The organism is Pseudomonas sp. P4_D7, from assembly GCF_056401755.1.
This window is the reverse complement of record NZ_JBFUIR010000040.1, coordinates 1-18,253: the sequence shown is the minus strand read 5'-3', so window position 1 is coordinate 18,253 and position 18,253 is coordinate 1. Positions and strand designations below refer to the sequence as shown.

Below are 18,253 nucleotides of genomic sequence, written 5' to 3'. Positions count from 1 at the left end.
GCGGTGTGTCAATGGCGGATTTATCGACTGACACACCGCTATCGCGAGCAGGCTCACTCCTACAGGTTATTTCAGGGCGGCGAGAATCTCGTCCGGGTCAAATCCGCGAATCAACGTGCCATTCACGTCGATCAACGGAATCCCGCGTCCACCCAATGCCTCATACGCCTTGCGCGCCTCTGCATCCTTCTCGATATCGAACTCCTTGAACGCAATTCCTTTGCTGTCGAGAAAGCGTTTGGTCTGCTTGCAGTAGCCGCACCAGTCGGTGGCGTAGAGCACGACATTGGCCTGCGCCCGCGTCTGCTCCGAGACCATTTGTGACGGGTTGAATACCCGCTCAATCTTGCCCCAGTTCTGATAGACCACCACGACAAGCAGTACCAGCAGAACCTTCTTTAGCACATTGCCGAGCATCAGTTGCGGCGCTTCAATTGATCGGTGAGCGACGTTGGCAGGCCCTTGATCACCAGGGTGCCAGCCTCTTCGTCGTATTCGATCTTCGAGCCCAGCAGGTGCGCTTCAAAGCTGATCGACAGGCCTTCGGCGCGGCCGGTGAAGCGGCGGAATTGATTCAGGGTGCGTTTGTCCGCCGGGATCTCCGGCGACAAGCCGTAATCCTTGTTGCGGATGTGATCGTAAAAGGCTTTCGGACGCTCTTCGTCGATCAGCTCCGAGAGCTCTTCCAGGCCCATCGGTTCGCCGAGTTTGGCTTGGCTGCTGGCGTAATCGACCAGGGTCTTGGTCTTCTCGCGGGCGGAGTCTTCCGGCAGATCTTCGCTTTCGACGAAGTCGCTGAACGCCTTGAGCAGCGTGCGGGTCTCGCCCGGGCCGTCGACACCTTCCTGGCAACCGATGAAGTCGCGGAAGTACTCGGAGACCTTTTTGCCGTTCTTGCCTTTGATGAACGAGATGTATTGCTTGGACTGCTTGTTGTTCTGCCACTCGGAAACGTTGATCCGCGCCGCCAGGTGTAACTGGCCGAGGTCGAGGTGACGCGACGGGGTCACGTCCAGCTCATCGGTCACCGCCACGCCTTCGCTGTGGTGCAGCAGGGCGATGGCCAGGTAATCGGTCATGCCTTGCTGATAGTGGGCGAACAATACGTGACCGCCGACCGACAGGTTCGACTCTTCCATCAGCTTCTGCAGGTGCTCGACCGCGACTTTGCTGAACGCGGTGAAGTCCTTGCTGCCTTCCATGTATTCCTTCAGCCAGCCGCTGAACGGGAACGCGCCGGACTCCGGATGGAACAGGCCCCAGGCTTTGCCCTGTTTGGCGTTATAGCTCTCGTTGAGGTCGGCGAGCATGTTCTCGATGGCTGCAGACTCGGCCAGTTCCGTGTCACGGGCGTGCAGAACTGCGGGCGTGCCGTCGGGTTTTTTGTCGATCAGGTGGACGATGCAATGACGGATCGGCATGGGCTTCTCGGCTGTAGGAAGGGAGGAGGGCTGGCTCCCCCGAAAAAGCGCTAAGTGTACCGCAACCACTGGTTTTGGCGCGGGTTGTAGGGCAAAACCGGGGCGCGCACTGACGCATATGCAGTTTTTTACCGATTTAGCGCAATAAAGCTGACCAAATGGGTAGCTAGAGGCGGATATTTCCCCGTCTCTGTGCTAGTTTTGCCCGGTCTTACGCGAAGTCACTGCGTTAAGCGTGCAATCAGCATTTGTCAGGTCGAACCAAACCCTGATTTCGGTATCTATAACCCGACTCGTCGTGGTTATCGCCGAGGGTGCCAGATCCAGAAGATCGGGCTCGATGGCTGACACTGCACTCTGCAATCCATATGAATTTGATAGGGAAGGAACACTACATGGCTCTTACTAAAGACCAACTGATCGCCGACATCGCTGAAGCTATCGACGCGCCGAAAACCACCGCGCGTAACGCTCTGGACCAACTGGGCCAAATCGTTGCCGATCAGCTGGAAAACGGCGGCGAAATCACCTTGCCAGGTATCGGCAAGCTGAAAGTGACCGAGCGTCCTGCCCGCACTGGCCGTAACCCTTCGACTGGCGCTGCCATCGAAATCCCTGCTAAGAAAGTGATCAAGCTGGTTGTGGCCAAAGGCCTGACCGACGCTGTGAACAAGTAAGACGCAGCAATAAAAAACCGTGCACCGGAGTGATCCGGGCACGGTTTTTTTGTGCCTGCGATTTGGCAAGCACTTAGATCCCATGTGGGAGCGAGCTTGCTCGCGAAGGCAGTGTGTCAGTCAGAGTTGAATTGACTGATGCTCCCCATTCGCGAGCAAGCTCGCTCCCACAATTGATTTGTGTCCGGTGATGCGGTGTTTAGCGAACCCAGCGCTCGCGGCGCCAGATCTGCTGCTCGGACTTGGTCTGGAAGGTCCAGGCCACAAAGCGGCTCTGCTTCTGGCCCTGAGACATCTCGACGACCTGGCTTTCCAGCACCCCGGCTTTTTTCAGTGCGGTTTCGATGGCCGGCAAGTTCGAAGCTTTCGACACCAGCGTGCTGAACCACAGCACCTTGTGCTGGAAGTTGGCGCTCTCGGCGATCAGTTGCGTCACGAAACGCGCTTCACCGCCTTCACACCACAACTCCGCCGACTGACCGCCGAAGTTCAGCACCGGCAGTTTGCGTTTCGGGTCAGCCTTGCCCAGTGCGCGCCATTTGCGCTCGCTGCCCTTGGTCGCTTCGTCCATCGAGGCGTGGAACGGCGGGTTGCACATGGTCAGGTCAAAGCGCTCGCCCGGCTCCAGCAAGCCAATCAGGATGTGCTTGCGGTTTTCCTGCTGACGCAGCTGGATGACTTTGTTCAGGTCGTTGGACTGAACGATGGCTCTGGCGGCCGCCACAGCAGTCGGATCAATCTCCGAGCCGAGGAAGTGCCAGCGGTATTCGCTGTTACCGATCAGCGGATACACGCAGTTGGCGCCCATGCCGATGTCCAGCACGTTGACGATCGCGCCGCGCGGGACCTTGCCGTCGTTCATGCTCGCCAGCAAATCGGCGAGGAAGTGCACGTAATCGGCACGGCCTGGAACTGGCGGGCAGAGGTAGTCTGCCGGGATGTCCCAATGCTGGATGCCATAGAACGACTTGAGCAGCGCCCGGTTGAACACGCGCACCGCATCGGGGCTGGCGAAGTCGATGCTTTCCTTGCCGTACGGGTTGGTGATCACGAACTTCGCCAGTTCCGGCGTGGTTTTGATCAGCGCCGGGAAGTCGTAACGACCCTGATGGCGATTGCGCGGGTGCAGGCTGGCCTTTTCACGCGGCTCGACGGTCTTGGCCGGGGTCGCGGAATCAGGCTTCTTGCGCGCAGGTTTGGGTGTGCGGGGGGCGTTCATGGGCGTGATCGATTCGGGTATGGCTGAAAGTGGCGGGTATTGTCCCACATCCAGCCGCTGCGAACTCAATATCAGCAACACCACCGATCTCTGTGGGAGCGAGCTTGCTCGCGAAAGCGTCCTCTCAGTCAACATCACTTTCGCCTGACACGGCCTCTTCGCGAGCAAGCTCGCTCCCACAGGGATTGGCATTGGATGAAGGAAAGTAGGCAATAAAAAAGGCGCGTCACCCGATCGGGTGGCGCGCCTTTTTAATGCGATTTACCAGTTACAGACTGGCAATCCGCGCGTGCTGCTCGGCCAGTTTGCCCAAGGCTTGTTCAGCCTCGGCCAGTTTGGCGCGTTCCTTCTCGATGACTTCGGCCGGGGCCTTGTCGACGAAACCGGCGTTGGACAGTTTGCCGCCAACGCGCTGGACTTCGCCCTGCAGACGCAGGATTTCCTTGTCCAGACGCGCCAGTTCAGCGCCCTTGTCGATCAGGCCGGCCATCGGCACCAGCACTTCCATCTCGCCAACCAGCGCGGTGGCGGACAGCGGCGCTTCTTCGCCAGCCGCCAGAACGGTGATCGATTCCAGGCGCGCCAGCTTCTTCAGCAGCGCTTCGTTCTCGGTCAGACGGCGCTGGTCTTCAGCGCTGACGTTCTTCAGGTAGATCGGCAGTGGTTTGCCCGGGCCGATGTTCATTTCGCCACGGATGTTGCGCGTGCCGAGCATCAGTTCCTTGAGCCATTCGATGTCGTCTTCGGCAGCCGGATCGATGCGCTCTTCGTTGGCCACTGGCCACGCTTGCAGCATGATCGTCTTGCCCTGAATGCCGGCCAGCGGCGCGATGCGCTGCCAGATTTCTTCAGTGATGAACGGCATGAACGGATGCGCCAGACGCAGCGCTACTTCCAGTACGCGAACCAGCGTACGGCGAGTGCCGCGCTGACGCTCAACCGGCGCGTTCTCGTCCCACAGCACTGGCTTGGACAGTTCCAGGTACCAATCGCAGTACTGGTTCCAGATAAACTCGTACAGCGCTTGCGCCGCCAAGTCGAAACGGAACTGATCGAGTTGACGGGTCACTTCGGCTTCGGTGCGTTGCAGCTGCGAGATGATCCAGCGATCTGCCAGCGACAGCTCATAGGCTTCGCCGTTCTGGCCGCAGTCTTCGCCCTTGTCCAGAACATAACGCGCGGCGTTCCAGATTTTGTTGCAGAAGTTGCGATAGCCTTCAACGCGGCCCATGTCGAACTTGATGTCGCGACCGGTCGAGGCCAGCGAGCAGAAGGTGAAGCGCAGGGCGTCGGTGCCGTAGCTGGCGATGCCGTCGGCGAACTCGTCGCGGGTCTGCTTCTCGATCTTCTTCGCCAGTTTCGGCTGCATCATGCCGGAGGTGCGCTTCTGCACCAGTTCTTCCAGCTCGATACCGTCGATGATGTCCAGAGGGTCAAGGACGTTGCCCTTCGACTTGGACATCTTCTGGCCCTGGCCATCGCGCACCAGACCGTGCACATACACGGTCTTGAACGGAACCTGCGGGGTACCGTCCTCGTTCTTGATCAGGTGCATGGTCAGCATGATCATCCGGGCAACCCAAAAGAAAATGATGTCGAAGCCCGTCACCAGTACGTCGGTGGAGTGGAATTTCTTCAGGAATTCGGTCTGCTCAGGCCAGCCCAGAGTGGAGAACGTCCACAGACCCGAACTGAACCAGGTGTCGAGTACGTCGTTGTCCTGCTGCAGGGCAACGTCCGGACCGAGGTTGTGCTTGGCACGCACTTCGGCTTCGTCGCGACCGACGTAGACTTTGCCCGACTCGTCGTACCAGGCCGGAATCCGGTGGCCCCACCACAGCTGACGGCTGATGCACCAGTCCTGGATGTCGCGCATCCACGAGAAGTACATGTTTTCGTATTGTTTCGGCACGAACTGGATACGGCCGTCTTCAACAGCGGCAATCGCAGGCTCGGCCAAAGGCTTGGTCGACACGTACCACTGGTCGGTCAGCCACGGCTCGATGATGGTGCCGGAGCGATCGCCTTTCGGTACTTTCAGGCCGTGGTCGTTGACGCTGACCAGCAGGCCGGCGGCGTCGAACGCAGCAACGATTTGCTTACGCGCTTCAAAACGCTCAAGACCGGCGTACTCAGCTGGAATCGCGCCGTCGATACTGTCGTTCAGCGTGCCGTCGAGGTTGAACACCTGGGCTGCCGGCAGCACGTTGGCGTTCTTGTCGAAGATGTTCAGCAGCGGCAGGTTGTGGCGCTTGCCGACTTCGTAGTCGTTGAAATCGTGGGCCGGGGTGATTTTCACGCAGCCGGTGCCGAATTCAGGATCGCAGTAATCGTCGGCGATGATCGGGATGCGGCGGCCAACCAGTGGCAGCTCGACGAATTTGCCGATCAGGGCTTGGTAGCGCTCATCGTTCGGGTTAACCGCGACGGCGGAGTCGCCGAGCATGGTTTCCGGACGGGTGGTCGCGACGATCAGGAAGTCGTTGCCATCAGCGGTTTTCGCGCCGTCGGCCAGCGGGTACTTCAGGTTCCACAGGAAACCTTTCTCGTCGTGGTTTTCCACTTCGAGGTCGGAAATCGCCGTGTGCAGTTTGGTGTCCCAGTTGACCAGACGCTTGCCGCGATAGATCAGACCGTCTTCGTGCAGGCGCACGAACGCTTCTTTGACCGCTTCCGAGAGGCCGTCGTCCATGGTGAAGCGCTCGCGGCTCCAGTCGACGGACGAGCCGAGGCGGCGGATCTGACGGCTGATGTTGCCGCCGGACTGATCCTTCCACTCCCAGACCTTCTCGAGGAATTTCTCGCGGCCCAGATCGTGACGATTCTGGCCGGTGGCTTCCAGTTGACGCTCCACCAGCATTTGCGTAGCGATGCCAGCGTGGTCGGTGCCCGGCTGCCACAGGGTATTGCGACCCTGCATGCGGCGGAAACGGATCAGGGCGTCCATTATCGCGTTGTTGAAACCGTGACCCATGTGCAGGCTGCCGGTGACGTTCGGCGGCGGGATCATGATGGTGTAGGAGTCGCCCGCGCCTTGCGGGGCGAAGTAGTTCTCGGACTCCCAGGTGTTGTACCAGGAAGTTTCAATGGCGTGCGGCTGGTAGGTCTTATCCATGCGCGGCGGGACCCTATTGGCATTAATTCAGGAAAAGCCGACGAGTATAGCGGGGCATGGGGCCGAGGGCGAGCGGGGGAGGCCTGGCGGGGATCTAAATGTAGGAGTGAGCCTGCTCGCGATGCAGGCGCTGCGGTTTTTCAGGAAAACCGAGGTGCTGCTATCGCCAGCAGGCTGGCTCCCACAGGGGTTGGGGGGTTATTCGTATTGGCTGAGCAGTCGTTCCATGCGTGCGTCGAGGCGGCGCTTGATTTCGGTTTCGATGTGCGGCGCGAAGTCGTCGATCACGTCTTGCATGATCAATTGCGCGGCGGCGCGCAGTTCGCTGTCCAGGTGGAGCAGGGCGTCCGGGCCTTTATTCGCGTGGGGCGCAGGTTGCGCGGCCGGCGCCGGAGTTGGAGCGGGTTGCGGTTCGACTGCGACTGCGGCCGGTTCGGCGCCGACAGAGTCAAACAACATCGGAATCTGTTCCTGTTCGCCATCGTCGACCGTGTCGGTCAACAGCGGTGGTTGCAGGTTGTCATCGCCGAGCAACTGGCGGATCGATTCAAGATCATCCAACAGGTGTGCGGACTTTTGTTGCGGTTTCGGAGTGTCCATTGGAATGCTCAGAGTCGCTGTAAACGGTGGTCTTGCAGAGGATAGCCCTGTTCGCGGTAGAAACGGAAACTCTCCCGCGCGGCCGCCCGAATTGTCGGATCTTCCACCACCACTTCCGCCACACGGGCGAATTTGCTGGCGAAGGCCGGGACTTTCAGGTCGAGGTTGACCAGCAAATCCTGGTGCTGACCGCAGTCATCACCCAATCCCAACACAATCAAACCGTCCGGTTCGCTGTCAGCCGGGCCATGCGGCACGAACGTTTCGCCCTTGAATGCCCACAAGCGCGCATCGAGATCGTCGCGCTGAGCGGCATCGCTGCAATGCAGGTAGATGCGATGGCCCATGCGCCAGGCTTTCTCGGTGAGCTTGCAGGCAAAGTCCAGGCGCGCCGAAGGGTCAGCGCTGGGCAGGATATAGAAGTCGACTTTGGTCATTGCGGTTCCAGAGCAGCAAGCGGCGTCACCCGAAGGTAACGCCGCCCGTCAGCGGGTTCAGGCTTTGGCGCGATCCAGCAGGTACTGGGTCAACAGAGGCACCGGACGACCGGTTGCGCCTTTGTCCTTGCCGCCGCTGGTCCATGCGGTGCCGGCGATGTCCAGGTGCGCCCAGTTGAGGTTCTTGGTGAAGCGCGACAGGAAGCACGCAGCAGTGATGGTGCCGGCTTTCGGCCCGCCAATGTTGGCGATGTCGGCGAACGGGCTGTCCAGTTGCTCCTGGTATTCGTCGAACAGCGGCAATTGCCAGGCGCGGTCGTCGGCAGTCTGGCCAGCGCTCAACAGTTGGCTGATCAGTTCGTCGTTGTTGCCCAGCAGGCCCGAGGTGTGTGCGCCCAGTGCCACGACGCAAGCGCCGGTCAGGGTGGCGATGTCGATCACCGCTTGCGGCTTGAAACGCTCGGAGTAGGTCAGCGCATCGCACAGCACCAGACGGCCTTCGGCGTCGGTGTTGAGGATTTCCACGGTCTGGCCGCTCATGGTGGTGACGATGTCGCCCGGACGCGAGGCATTGCCGCTCGGCATGTTTTCCGCGCAGGCGAGGATGCACACCAGGTTGATTGGCAGTTTCAGCTCAAGCACGGCACGCAGGGTACCGAACACGGAGGCTGCGCCGCCCATGTCGTACTTCATTTCGTCCATGCCGGCACCCGGTTTCAGGCTGATGCCGCCGGTGTCGAAGGTGATGCCTTTACCGACCAGTGCGTACGGTTTCTCGGATTTCTTGCCGCCGTTGTATTGCATGACGATCAGGCGCGGCGGTTGCTCGCTGCCCTGGCCGACGGCGTAGAACGAGCCCATGCCCAGGGCTTTGATCTTCTTCTCGTCGAGGACTTCGACTTTCAGATCCTTGAACTCTTTGCCGAGGTTCTTCGCTTGTTCACCAAGGAAGGTCGGGTGGCAGATGTTCGGCGGCAGGTTGCCCAGATCGCGGGTGAAGGCCATGCCGTTGGCGATCGCGGTAGCGTGATTCACCGCGCGCTGCACTTCGGCCTGAGCAGCCTTGATGGTCAGCAGGGTGATTTTCTTCAGGGCGCGCGGTTCGGCTTTCTGGCTCTTGAACTGGTCGAAGGTGTATTCGCCATCAACCAGGGTTTCTGCCAGCAGACGGGTTTTACCGTAGCTGTCGCGGTTTTTGACAATGATTTCATCCAGTGCCAACACGGCGTCGCTGCCGCCCAGACCTTTCAGGGTGTTGAGAATGCCGGCAACGATTTTACGGAATGGACGGTCGCCCAGTTCCTCATCCTTGCCCACGCCGACCAGCAACACGCGCTCGGCTTTCAGGTTCGGCAGGCTGTGCAGCAGCAGGCTTTGACCGACTTTACCAGCCAGATCGCCACGCTTGAGGACGGCGCTGATCGCGCCACCGCTCAGTTCGTCGACCTGTTTGGCGGCGACACCGAGTTTGCGGCCTTCGCCGACGGCAACCACCAGGGTGGCGGTTTTCAACGTTTCTGGGCTAACGCTTTTTACAACCAGTTCCATGTCCGGATCCCTGAATGAATGGTCAACACGCAGGCGTTCGACGGTGTCCGCAGTCGCCTGCTTATAGAGAGAAGAGGCGCAGGCCAAAGCCTGCGACAAGGGCCGCAGTTTGAACCCCGCTCCCCGCGCCTGACAACCCTAGGGGGCGTTCTCAATTAGTTTTCACACCGCGTTGTCGCCTTAAAGCCAGCCAGGCAAGGCGCAGGCCGCTGGGAATGGTTGTTCCCTTTCCAAGGCCTGCAACGCAGGCTGGCCGGCTTTAAGGCACAACCCGAAGGGCCGGGCCTGCTGTTGTGCAGGGCTGCGTTGCTCGAAGCTTATTTGGAATGACCAAACCACGCTTCTCGCGCCTTGCCCAGCACAACAGCAGACCCGGCGCGGTGTGAAAACTAATTGAGAAAGCCCCCTAGGTTGTACGATCTGCAAAGGATTACAGACATGGATGAGTGTGCGCAGTGACAGGCGCCCTCAATCACAGGATAATGCCGCATCTTTTTTCGACGGCTCTGCGTTGCGGGCCGGTCGATGTGTTTGCTTGTTTGGCCGCCTTAGCCTGACAACCCTGGAGTGTCTGGTTTGATCGTCTTCCGTTATCTGTCCCGCGAAGTCCTGTTGACCCTCAGCGCCGTGAGTGCCGTGCTGCTGGTCATCATCATGAGCGGTCGTTTCATCAAATACCTCGCTCAGGCCGCTGCCGGCCAGCTCGATCCGGGCTCGCTGTTCCTGATCATGGGCTTTCGTCTGCCGGGGTTCCTGCAACTGATTCTGCCGCTGGGCCTGTTCCTCGGGATCCTGCTGGCGTACGGTCGCCTGTACCTGGAAAGCGAGATGACGGTGCTTTCGGCCACCGGCATGAGCCAGCAGAAGCTGTTTCGCATGACCCTGTTCCCGGCGACGCTGGTGGCACTGGTGGTGGCATGGCTGAGCCTGGGCTTGGCCCCGCAAGGCGCCAATCAATTCCAGTTGCTGCTGAACAAGCAAGACGCCCTGACCGAATTCGACACCCTCGAGCCGGGTCGCTTTCAGGCCCTGCGTGATGGCACTCGGGTCACCTATACCGAGACCCTGAGCGACGATCGCGTCAATCTGGGCAGCGTATTCATTTCGCAGAAAAACCTCGGTGCCGATCAAAAGGATCGCGGGATTTCCGTGCTGGTGGCCGAAAGCGGTCGCCAGGAAGTGCGCCCCGACGGCAACCGCTATCTGATCCTCGATAACGGCTACCGCTACGACGGCAGCCCGGGTCAGGCCGATTACCGCGCCATTCACTACGAAACCTACGGTGTGCTGCTGCCCAAGCCAGACGTCAGCGAAGAAGTCACCGACCGTGACGCCATGCCGACCTCGTCTCTGCTGGGCAGCGATGACATCCGCTCCAAAACCGAACTGCAATGGCGTGTGTCCCTGCCGCTACTGGTGTTTATCGTGACCCTGATGGCGGTGCCGCTGTCGCGAGTCAATCCGCGCCAAGGGCGTTTCCTCAAGCTGCTGCCGGCGATTCTTCTTTATATGGCTTACCTGACCATTCTGATTGCCGCCCGCGGCGCCCTTGAAAAAGGCAAGATTCCGCCAGCCCTGGGCCTGTGGTGGGTGCATGCGATCTTCCTGTTCATCGGTCTCGGTTTGCTCTATTGGGAGCCGCTGCGTCTGAAGATGGCCAGCCGTCGCGCTGCAGCGCTGGAGGTGGCCCGTGGTTAAACTCGACCGCTACATCGGCAGCAGCGTGTTCATGGCGATCATTGCCGTGCTGGCAATCATTCTCGGTCTGGCAACCTTGTTCGCCTTCATCGATGAGATGGGCGACGTCAGCGACACCTACACCCTCGTCGATGTTCTGAGCTTTGTGTTGCTGACCGCGCCACGCCGTCTCTACGAAATGCTGCCGATGGCGGCGTTGATCGGTTGCCTGATCGGCCTCGGCAGTCTGGCCAGTAGCAGTGAGCTGACCGTCATGCGCGCCGCTGGCGTGTCCATCGGCCGTATCGTGTGGGCTGTAATGAAGCCCATGCTGGTGCTGATGCTGGCTGGCGTGCTGATCGGCGAATACGTCGCGCCGGCGACCGAGAGCATGGCCCAGGCCAATCGCTCGCTGGCGCAGGGCAGCGGCGACGCGCAAAGTGCCAAGCACGGTATGTGGCACCGTCAGGGTGAAGAATTCATCCACATCAACGCCGTGCAACCCAACGGCCTGCTGTATGGCGTGACCCGTTATCACTTCGACAAAGAGCGTCACCTGCTGAGTTCGAGTTTCGCCAAGAAGGCCGAGTTCGACGGCAACAAGTGGCAGCTCACCGACGTTGCCACCACGCTGTTCCATGAACGCAGCACCGAAGTCGTCAATACCCCGAGCGAGCAATGGGACGTGGCGTTGAGCCCGCAATTGCTCAGCACCGTGGTCATGGCACCGGAATCGCTGTCGATCAGTGGTTTGTGGGGCTACATCCACTATCTGTCCGAGCAGGGCCTGAGCAACGGCCGCTACTGGTTGGCATTTTGGGTCAAGGTGTTGCAGCCGCTGGTGACCGCAGCACTGGTGCTGATGGCGATCTCCTTCATTTTCGGTCCGCTGCGCTCGGTAACCCTCGGTCAGCGGGTGTTTACCGGCGTGCTGGTGGGCTTCACCTTCCGTATCGTCCAGGATTTGCTCGGCCCGTCGAGCCTGGTGTTTGGTTTCTCGCCGCTGTTTGCGGTGCTGGTGCCGGCCGGGGTCTGTGCGCTGGCGGGTGTCTGGCTGCTGCGAAGAGCCGGTTGATGACAGGCGATTGACCTGTGTTTTAAACCTCGAAAACGCCTCGGTCGACAGATCGGGGCGTTTTTGCATGCAATCCGGGTGACAGGCGAACGTGACGCTTGCGCCGTGTATCAGGTACAATTCCCGGCTATTTTTCGGCGGGCTATGCCTGCAGCCTTTTTGAGTGTTGATCCGTGAGTGATTTGAGTCATATCCGCAATTTCTCCATCATCGCCCACATTGACCATGGCAAGTCGACGCTGGCCGATCGCTTCATCCAGATGTGCGGCGGCCTGGCCGAGCGTGAAATGGAAGCCCAGGTGCTGGACTCCATGGACCTGGAACGTGAACGCGGGATCACCATCAAGGCCCACAGCGTCACCCTGTATTACACCGCCAAAGACGGCATCAAGTACCAGCTGAACTTCATCGACACCCCGGGCCACGTCGACTTCACCTACGAAGTCAGCCGTTCCCTGGCTGCGTGTGAGGGTGCCTTGCTGGTGGTCGATGCCGGTCAGGGCGTTGAAGCTCAGTCCGTAGCCAACTGCTACACCGCGATCGAGCAGGGCCTTGAAGTCATGCCGGTGCTGAACAAGATCGACCTGCCGCAGGCTGATCCTGATCGCGTAAAAGACGAAATCGAGAAAATCATCGGCATCGATGCCACCGACGCCGTTACCTGCAGCGCCAAAACCGGTCTGGGTGTCGACGAAGTACTCGAGCGCCTGGTGCATACCATTCCTGCGCCGACCGGCAACATTGAAGATCCGCTGCAAGCGTTGATCATCGACTCGTGGTTCGACAACTACCTGGGCGTTGTTTCCCTGGTACGTGTACGTCATGGCCGCGTGAAGAAGGGCGACAAGATCCTCGTCAAGTCCACCGGCAAGATTCATCTGGTCGACAGCGTGGGCGTGTTCAACCCTAAACACACCGCCACCACTGATTTGAAAGCCGGTGAAGTGGGCTTCATCATCGCCAGCATCAAGGACATTCACGGTGCACCGGTCGGTGACACCCTGACCCTGGCCTCGACCCCGGACGTTGAAGTGCTGCCCGGCTTCAAACGCATTCAGCCACAGGTTTACGCCGGTCTGTTCCCGGTCAGTTCCGACGACTTCGAGGACTTCCGCGAAGCGCTGCAGAAGCTGACCCTCAACGACTCGTCGTTGCAGTACACCCCGGAAAGCTCCGACGCACTGGGCTTCGGCTTCCGTTGCGGCTTCCTTGGCATGTTGCACATGGAAATCATCCAGGAGCGCCTCGAGCGCGAGTACGACCTGGACCTGATCACCACTGCGCCAACGGTAATTTTCGAGCTGGTGCTGAAAACCGGTGAAACGATTTACGTCGACAACCCATCCAAGCTACCGGATGTGTCGTCGATCGAAGACATGCGCGAGCCGATCGTGCGGGCCAACATTCTGGTGCCGCAAGAACACTTGGGCAACGTCATCACCCTGTGCATCGAGAAGCGTGGCGTTCAAGTCGACATGCTGTTCCTCGGCAATCAGGTGCAGGTCACCTACGACCTGCCGATGAACGAAGTGGTCCTGGACTTCTTCGACCGTCTCAAATCCACCAGCCGCGGCTATGCTTCGCTGGATTACCATTTCGATCGTTACCAATCGGCTAATCTGGTGAAACTGGACGTGCTGATCAACGGCGACAAGGTCGATGCCCTGGCGTTGATCGTGCACCGTGACAACTCGCACTACAAAGGTCGCCAGTTGACCGAGAAGATGAAAGAACTGATTCCTCGTCAGATGTTCGACGTAGCCATTCAGGCCGCCATTGGTGGTCAGATCGTTGCCCGGACAACCGTCAAGGCGCTCAGAAAGAACGTATTGGCCAAATGCTACGGCGGTGACGTCAGCCGTAAGAAGAAACTGCTCGAGAAGCAAAAGGCCGGTAAGAAACGCATGAAGCAGGTCGGCAACGTGGAAATTCCACAAGAAGCCTTCCTAGCAGTGCTCAGGTTGGATAGTTAGGTCCTATGTCACTAAATTTCCCGCTGTTGCTGGTCATCGCCGTGTTCGTCTGCGGCCTGTTGGCGTTGCTTGATCTGTTGATCCTGGCGCCGCGTCGGCGTGCTGCCATTGCCTCCTATCAAGGCAGTGTCAGCCAGCCTGATGTAGTGGTCGTTGAAAAACTGAACAAAGAGCCGCTGCTGGTCGAATACGGCAAGTCGTTTTTTCCGGTGTTGTTCATCGTGCTGGTGCTGCGCTCGTTCCTTGTGGAACCGTTTCAGATCCCTTCGGGCTCGATGAAACCCACCCTGGACGTCGGCGACTTCATTCTGGTGAACAAGTTTTCTTACGGGATCCGTCTGCCGGTGATCGACAAGAAAATCATCGAAGTGGGTGATCCGCAGCGCGGTGATGTGATGGTGTTCCGCTATCCAAGTGATCCGAACGTCAATTACATCAAGCGTGTAGTCGGCTTGCCGGGCGATACGGTGCGTTACACCGCTGACAAGCGTCTGTTCATCAACGGCGAGTCGGTGGCCGAACAGTTGGTCGGCCCGGAGCCAGGCATGCTCGGCAGCGCCGAGTTCTACAAAGAAAAACTCGGCGCTGCCGAACACCTGATCCGCAAGGAAATGAGCCGTTACCGCGCCACGCCGGACCATACCTGGACCGTGCCGGCCGGGCACTACTTCATGATGGGCGACAACCGCGACAACTCGAACGACAGTCGCTACTGGGATGATCCGAACATTCCCAAAGATCTGCTGGGCATGGTTCCAGACCAGAATATCGTCGGCAAGGCCTTCGCGGTCTGGATGAGCTGGCCGGAATCAAAACTCAGTCACCTGCCGAATTTTTCGCGGGTTGGCCTGATCAAGTAATTACACACGGCGCTGTTGACCACAGCGCCGAATGCATTTCTGGAGCCGGCACAATCGGCTTCGCAATCGCCAGGATTTAATTTTTGAACACAGCGTTAATTGTCCCAGGCCTGCGCCGCATCCCGGCGATGGCAGTGGAATTCAGCCACGAACTCAGCGTGGGTAAACCGTGAGCGTTTCTCTAAGCCGTCTCGAGCGCCAGCTCGGTTACACCTTCAAGGATCAGGAGCTGATGCTGCTGGCCCTGACGCACCGAAGTTTTGCCGGGCGCAACAACGAGCGTCTGGAATTCCTCGGCGATGCCATCCTCAATTTTGTCGCCGGCGAGGCACTGTTCGATCGCTTCCCGCTGGCCCGCGAAGGCCAGTTGTCGCGTTTGCGCGCACGCCTGGTAAAAGGTGAGACGCTGGCCGTACTGGCTCGCGGTTTCGACCTTGGCGATTACCTGCGACTGGGTTCCGGTGAGTTGAAAAGCGGCGGTTTCCGTCGCGAATCGATTCTGGCCGATGCCCTCGAAGCCTTGATCGGCGCGATCTACCTTGACGCCGGCATGGACATGGCGCGCGAGCGCGTGCTGGCCTGGCTGGCCGGCGAGTTCGAAGGCCTGACGCTGGTCGATACCAACAAGGATCCGAAGACCCGCCTGCAGGAACACCTGCAATCGCGCGGTTGTGAACTGCCACGCTACGAAGTGGTGGATATCCAGGGCGAGCCGCACTGCCGAACCTTCTTCGTCGAGTGCGAAGTTGTCTTACTGAATGAAAAAAGCCGAGGTCAGGGTGTAAGCCGTCGTATTGCCGAACAGGTAGCGGCCGCCGCAGCACTGATTGCCCTGGGCGTGGAGAATGGCAATGACTGATACAAACGCAACTCGCTGTGGCTATGTTGCCATCGTCGGCCGTCCCAACGTCGGTAAGTCGACGCTGCTGAACCACATCCTTGGCCAGAAGCTCGCCATTACCTCGCGCAAGCCGCAGACCACTCGCCACAACATGCTCGGGATCAAAACCGAAGGTGACGTGCAGGCGATCTACGTCGATACCCCTGGTATGCACAAGGGTGGCGAAAAGGCCCTGAACCGTTACATGAACAAAACCGCTTCGGCAGCGTTGAAAGACGTCGACGTGGTGATCTTCGTCGTTGACCGCACCAAGTGGACCGATGAAGACCAGATGGTGCTGGAACGCGTGCAGTACGTCACCGGCCCATTGATCGTCGCGCTGAACAAGACCGACCGCATCGAAGACAAAGCCGAGCTGATGCCGCACCTGAGCTGGTTGCAGGAGCAGTTGCCGAACGCGCAGATCATCCCGATCTCCGCGCAGCACGGGCACAACCTCGACGCGCTGGAAAAGGTTATCGCTGATCATCTGCCGGAGAACGATCACTTCTTCCCGGAAGACCAGATCACCGACCGCAGCAGCCGTTTCCTCGCCGCTGAACTGGTGCGCGAGAAAATCATGCGCCAGATGGGCGCCGAGCTGCCGTACCAGATCACCGTCGAAATCGAAGAGTTCAAGCAGCAGGGCAAGACCCTGCACATTCATGCTTTGATCCTCGTTGAGCGTGACGGCCAGAAGAAGATCATCATTGGCGACAAGGGCGAGCGTATCAAACGCATCGGCACCGAAGCGCGCAAGGACATGGAGCTGCTGTTCGACTCCAAGATCATGCTCAACCTGTGGGTCAAGGTGAAGGGCGGCTGGTCCGATGACGAGCGTGCGCTGCGTTCGCTGGGTTACGGCGACCTGTAAGTACACGGTTGTCGCAACACCGAAAAAACCTGTGGGAGCGAGCTTGCTCGCGAAGGCGTAGTGCCAGACGACATATTTGTTGACTGACACCCTGCTTTCGCGAGCAAGCTCGCTCCCACATTGGTTTTGGGGTGAATAAAAAACCGCGTTTTTATCAATGAGAGCTCCATGTCGCAAAACCCGCCTCCCGCCCAACCCGCCTACGTCCTGCATTCTCGCGCCTACCGCGAAACCAGTGCGTTGGTGGACTTCCTCACGCCGCAAGGTCGGCTGCGGGCGGTGTTGCGCAGTGCGCGGGGCAAGGCCGGGACATTGGCGCGGCCGTTCGTGGCGCTGGAAGTCGAGTTTCGTGGCAAGGGCGAGCTGAAGAACGTCGGGCGCATGGAGAGCTCTGGCACCTCGGCGTGGCTCAACGGTGAAGCGCTGTTCAGCGGTCTCTATCTCAATGAATTGCTGATTCGCCTGCTGCCTGCCGAAGACCCGCACCCGGGTGTCTTCGATCACTACGCCGCGACCTTGCTGGCATTGGCCGAAGGTCGTCCACTGGAGCCGTTGCTGCGCTCCTTCGAATGGCGGCTGCTGGACGATCTCGGTTACGGCTTTTCGTTGAATACCGACGTCCATGGCGAACCTGTTGCGCCGGATGGTCTTTATCGTCTGCAAGTGGATGCCGGGCTTGAGCGGGTCTTTCTGCTGCAACCCGGCCTGTTCAACGGCGTCGAATTACTGGCCATGGCCGAAGCCGACTGGACCGCCCCCGGCGCGCTCTCCGCCGCCAAGCGCTTGATGCGTCAGGCACTGGCTGTTCACCTGGGCGGTCGCCCTCTCGTCAGTCGCGAGCTGTTTCGCAAGCCCTAAGGGTCTGTTTACGTCTGGACGCGGCGCAACGGGCGCTGGCTGCGCGCAGGGCCGCGTTGCTCGGAACTCATTTGGCGCAACCAAACTTCGTTCCTCGCGCCTTGCCCTGCACTCAGCCAGCATCCCGTTGCCGCCGCGCCCAGACGTAAACAGACCCTTCACCGTGTATGCTGTGCGCCGAATCTTTTTCTTCAGGAGCGCGCATCCGTGACCACCAGCAATCGCATTCTTCTTGGCGTGAACATCGACCACGTCGCCACCCTGCGTCAGGCTCGTGGCACGCGCTACCCGGATCCGGTCAAGGCGGCATTGGACGCGGAAGAGGCGGGGGCCGATGGCATCACCGTGCACCTGCGTGAAGACCGTCGGCATATCCAGGAGCGCGATGTCTTGCTGCTCAAGGATGTGCTGCAAACCCGCATGAACTTCGAAATGGGCGTCACCGAAGAAATGATGGCGTTTGCCGAACGCATTCGTCCGGCGCACATTTGCCTCGTCCCGGAAACCCGTCAGGAGCTGACCACTGAAGGTGGCCTGGATGTGGCGGGACAGGAAGAGCGCATCAAGGCAGCGGTTGAACGTCTGTCGAAGATCGGCAGCGAAGTGTCGCTGTTCATCGATGCCGACGAGCGCCAGATCGCAGCGTCGAAGCGTGTCGGTGCGCCGGCCATCGAACTGCACACCGGCCGTTACGCCGATGCCGAAACCCCGACCGAAGTGGCAGAAGAGCTCAAGCGTGTCGCCGATGGCGTGGCGTTTGGTCTGGCCCAAGGCCTGATCGTTAACGCGGGTCACGGCTTGCACTACCACAACGTTGAAGCCGTAGCGGCGATCAAAGGCATCAACGAACTGAACATCGGCCATGCGCTGGTGGCGCATGCGTTGTTCGTGGGCTTCAAGTCTGCGGTAGCAGAAATGAAGGCGCTGATCCTGGCTGCTGCCAAGCCTTAAGCTTCAACTCAAAACCCTTGTAGGAGTGAGCCTGCTCGCGATATCGGTGTGTCAGACAAAATTAATTGACTGACCCACCGCTATCGCG

The 18,253-nt window shown here is 59.5% G+C and carries 16 protein-coding genes; 9 read left to right on the top strand and 7 right to left on the bottom strand.

The window, feature by feature from the left end:
• Positions 1-66: 66 nt before the first annotated feature.
• Positions 67-417 carry a glutaredoxin family protein gene (locus tag AC1DVF_RS21950; protein WP_099758069.1) on the bottom strand — a complete coding sequence of 117 codons (351 nt, stop codon included), beginning with the start codon at positions 415-417 and terminating at the stop codon, positions 67-69.
• Complete coding sequence (gene yejK / locus AC1DVF_RS21945) at positions 417-1,421, bottom strand: nucleoid-associated protein YejK (RefSeq protein WP_095050956.1); 1,005 nt, start codon at positions 1,419-1,421, stop codon at positions 417-419. Before yejK ends, AC1DVF_RS21950 begins: the two co-directional genes overlap by 1 nt.
• A gap of 395 nt (positions 1,422-1,816) precedes the next feature.
• Here yejK and AC1DVF_RS21940 point away from each other — a divergent pair, with 395 nt between their 5' ends.
• Positions 1,817-2,098, top strand: a complete 282-nt coding sequence (locus AC1DVF_RS21940) for an HU family DNA-binding protein (RefSeq protein ID WP_003221909.1) — start codon at positions 1,817-1,819, stop codon at positions 2,096-2,098.
• A gap of 199 nt (positions 2,099-2,297) precedes the next feature.
• Here the strand turns inward: AC1DVF_RS21940 and rlmF are convergent, their stop codons facing one another.
• From rlmF to AC1DVF_RS21915, 5 genes are all read right to left on the bottom strand, one after another.
• Positions 2,298-3,317, bottom strand: coding sequence for a 23S rRNA (adenine(1618)-N(6))-methyltransferase RlmF (gene rlmF, locus AC1DVF_RS21935; RefSeq protein WP_095119373.1), 1,020 nt, complete (start codon positions 3,315-3,317; stop codon positions 2,298-2,300).
• Between the two features lie 268 nt (positions 3,318-3,585).
• Positions 3,586-6,432 (bottom strand): valine--tRNA ligase, encoded by a 2,847-nt coding sequence (locus tag AC1DVF_RS21930; RefSeq protein ID WP_477783127.1) that lies wholly within the window; start codon positions 6,430-6,432, stop codon positions 3,586-3,588.
• Between the two features lie 198 nt (positions 6,433-6,630).
• Positions 6,631-7,032: a DNA polymerase III subunit chi gene (locus tag AC1DVF_RS21925; protein ID WP_099758071.1), complete on the bottom strand. Its 402-nt coding sequence runs from the start codon at positions 7,030-7,032 to the stop codon at positions 6,631-6,633.
• Between the two features lie 8 nt (positions 7,033-7,040).
• Positions 7,041-7,469 carry a DNA polymerase III subunit chi gene (locus AC1DVF_RS21920; protein WP_007909049.1) on the bottom strand — a complete coding sequence of 143 codons (429 nt, stop codon included), beginning with the start codon at positions 7,467-7,469 and terminating at the stop codon, positions 7,041-7,043.
• Positions 7,470-7,526: 57 nt separating this feature from the next.
• Positions 7,527-9,017, bottom strand: coding sequence for a leucyl aminopeptidase (locus tag AC1DVF_RS21915; RefSeq protein WP_093436923.1), 1,491 nt, complete (start codon positions 9,015-9,017; stop codon positions 7,527-7,529).
• 576 nt (positions 9,018-9,593) lie between these two features.
• On the opposite strand from AC1DVF_RS21915, the gene lptF reads away from it, so the two are divergent.
• The 8 genes from lptF (at position 9,594) to pdxJ (ending at position 18,165) form a co-directional block, all read left to right on the top strand.
• Positions 9,594-10,715 carry an LPS export ABC transporter permease LptF gene (gene lptF / locus AC1DVF_RS21910; RefSeq protein ID WP_093436918.1) on the top strand — a complete coding sequence of 374 codons (1,122 nt, stop codon included), beginning with the start codon at positions 9,594-9,596 and terminating at the stop codon, positions 10,713-10,715.
• The gene (gene lptG / locus AC1DVF_RS21905; protein WP_093436914.1) at positions 10,708-11,769 is read left to right on the top strand and encodes an LPS export ABC transporter permease LptG; all 1,062 of its coding nucleotides are present in this window, start codon (positions 10,708-10,710) and stop codon (positions 11,767-11,769) included. Before lptF ends, lptG begins: the two co-directional genes overlap by 8 nt.
• Before the next feature lie 173 nt (positions 11,770-11,942).
• Positions 11,943-13,742: a translation elongation factor 4 gene (gene lepA, locus AC1DVF_RS21900; RefSeq protein WP_008083639.1), complete on the top strand. Its 1,800-nt coding sequence runs from the start codon at positions 11,943-11,945 to the stop codon at positions 13,740-13,742.
• Positions 13,743-13,747: 5 nt separating this feature from the next.
• Positions 13,748-14,602, top strand: coding sequence for a signal peptidase I (gene lepB / locus AC1DVF_RS21895; RefSeq protein WP_093436909.1), 855 nt, complete (start codon positions 13,748-13,750; stop codon positions 14,600-14,602).
• Between the two features lie 169 nt (positions 14,603-14,771).
• The gene (gene rnc, locus AC1DVF_RS21890) at positions 14,772-15,461 is read left to right on the top strand and encodes a ribonuclease III (RefSeq protein WP_093436904.1); all 690 of its coding nucleotides are present in this window, start codon (positions 14,772-14,774) and stop codon (positions 15,459-15,461) included.
• Complete coding sequence (era, locus tag AC1DVF_RS21885) at positions 15,454-16,356, top strand: GTPase Era (protein ID WP_007909024.1); 903 nt, start codon at positions 15,454-15,456, stop codon at positions 16,354-16,356. Before rnc ends, era begins: the two co-directional genes overlap by 8 nt.
• Before the next feature lie 168 nt (positions 16,357-16,524).
• Entirely contained in the window at positions 16,525-17,214 is a 690-nt protein-coding gene (gene recO / locus AC1DVF_RS21880; protein WP_093436899.1) for a DNA repair protein RecO, read from the top strand.
• Positions 17,215-17,421: 207 nt separating this feature from the next.
• Positions 17,422-18,165, top strand: coding sequence for a pyridoxine 5'-phosphate synthase (pdxJ, locus tag AC1DVF_RS21875; protein ID WP_093436895.1), 744 nt, complete (start codon positions 17,422-17,424; stop codon positions 18,163-18,165).
• Positions 18,166-18,253: the final 88 nt, after the last annotated feature.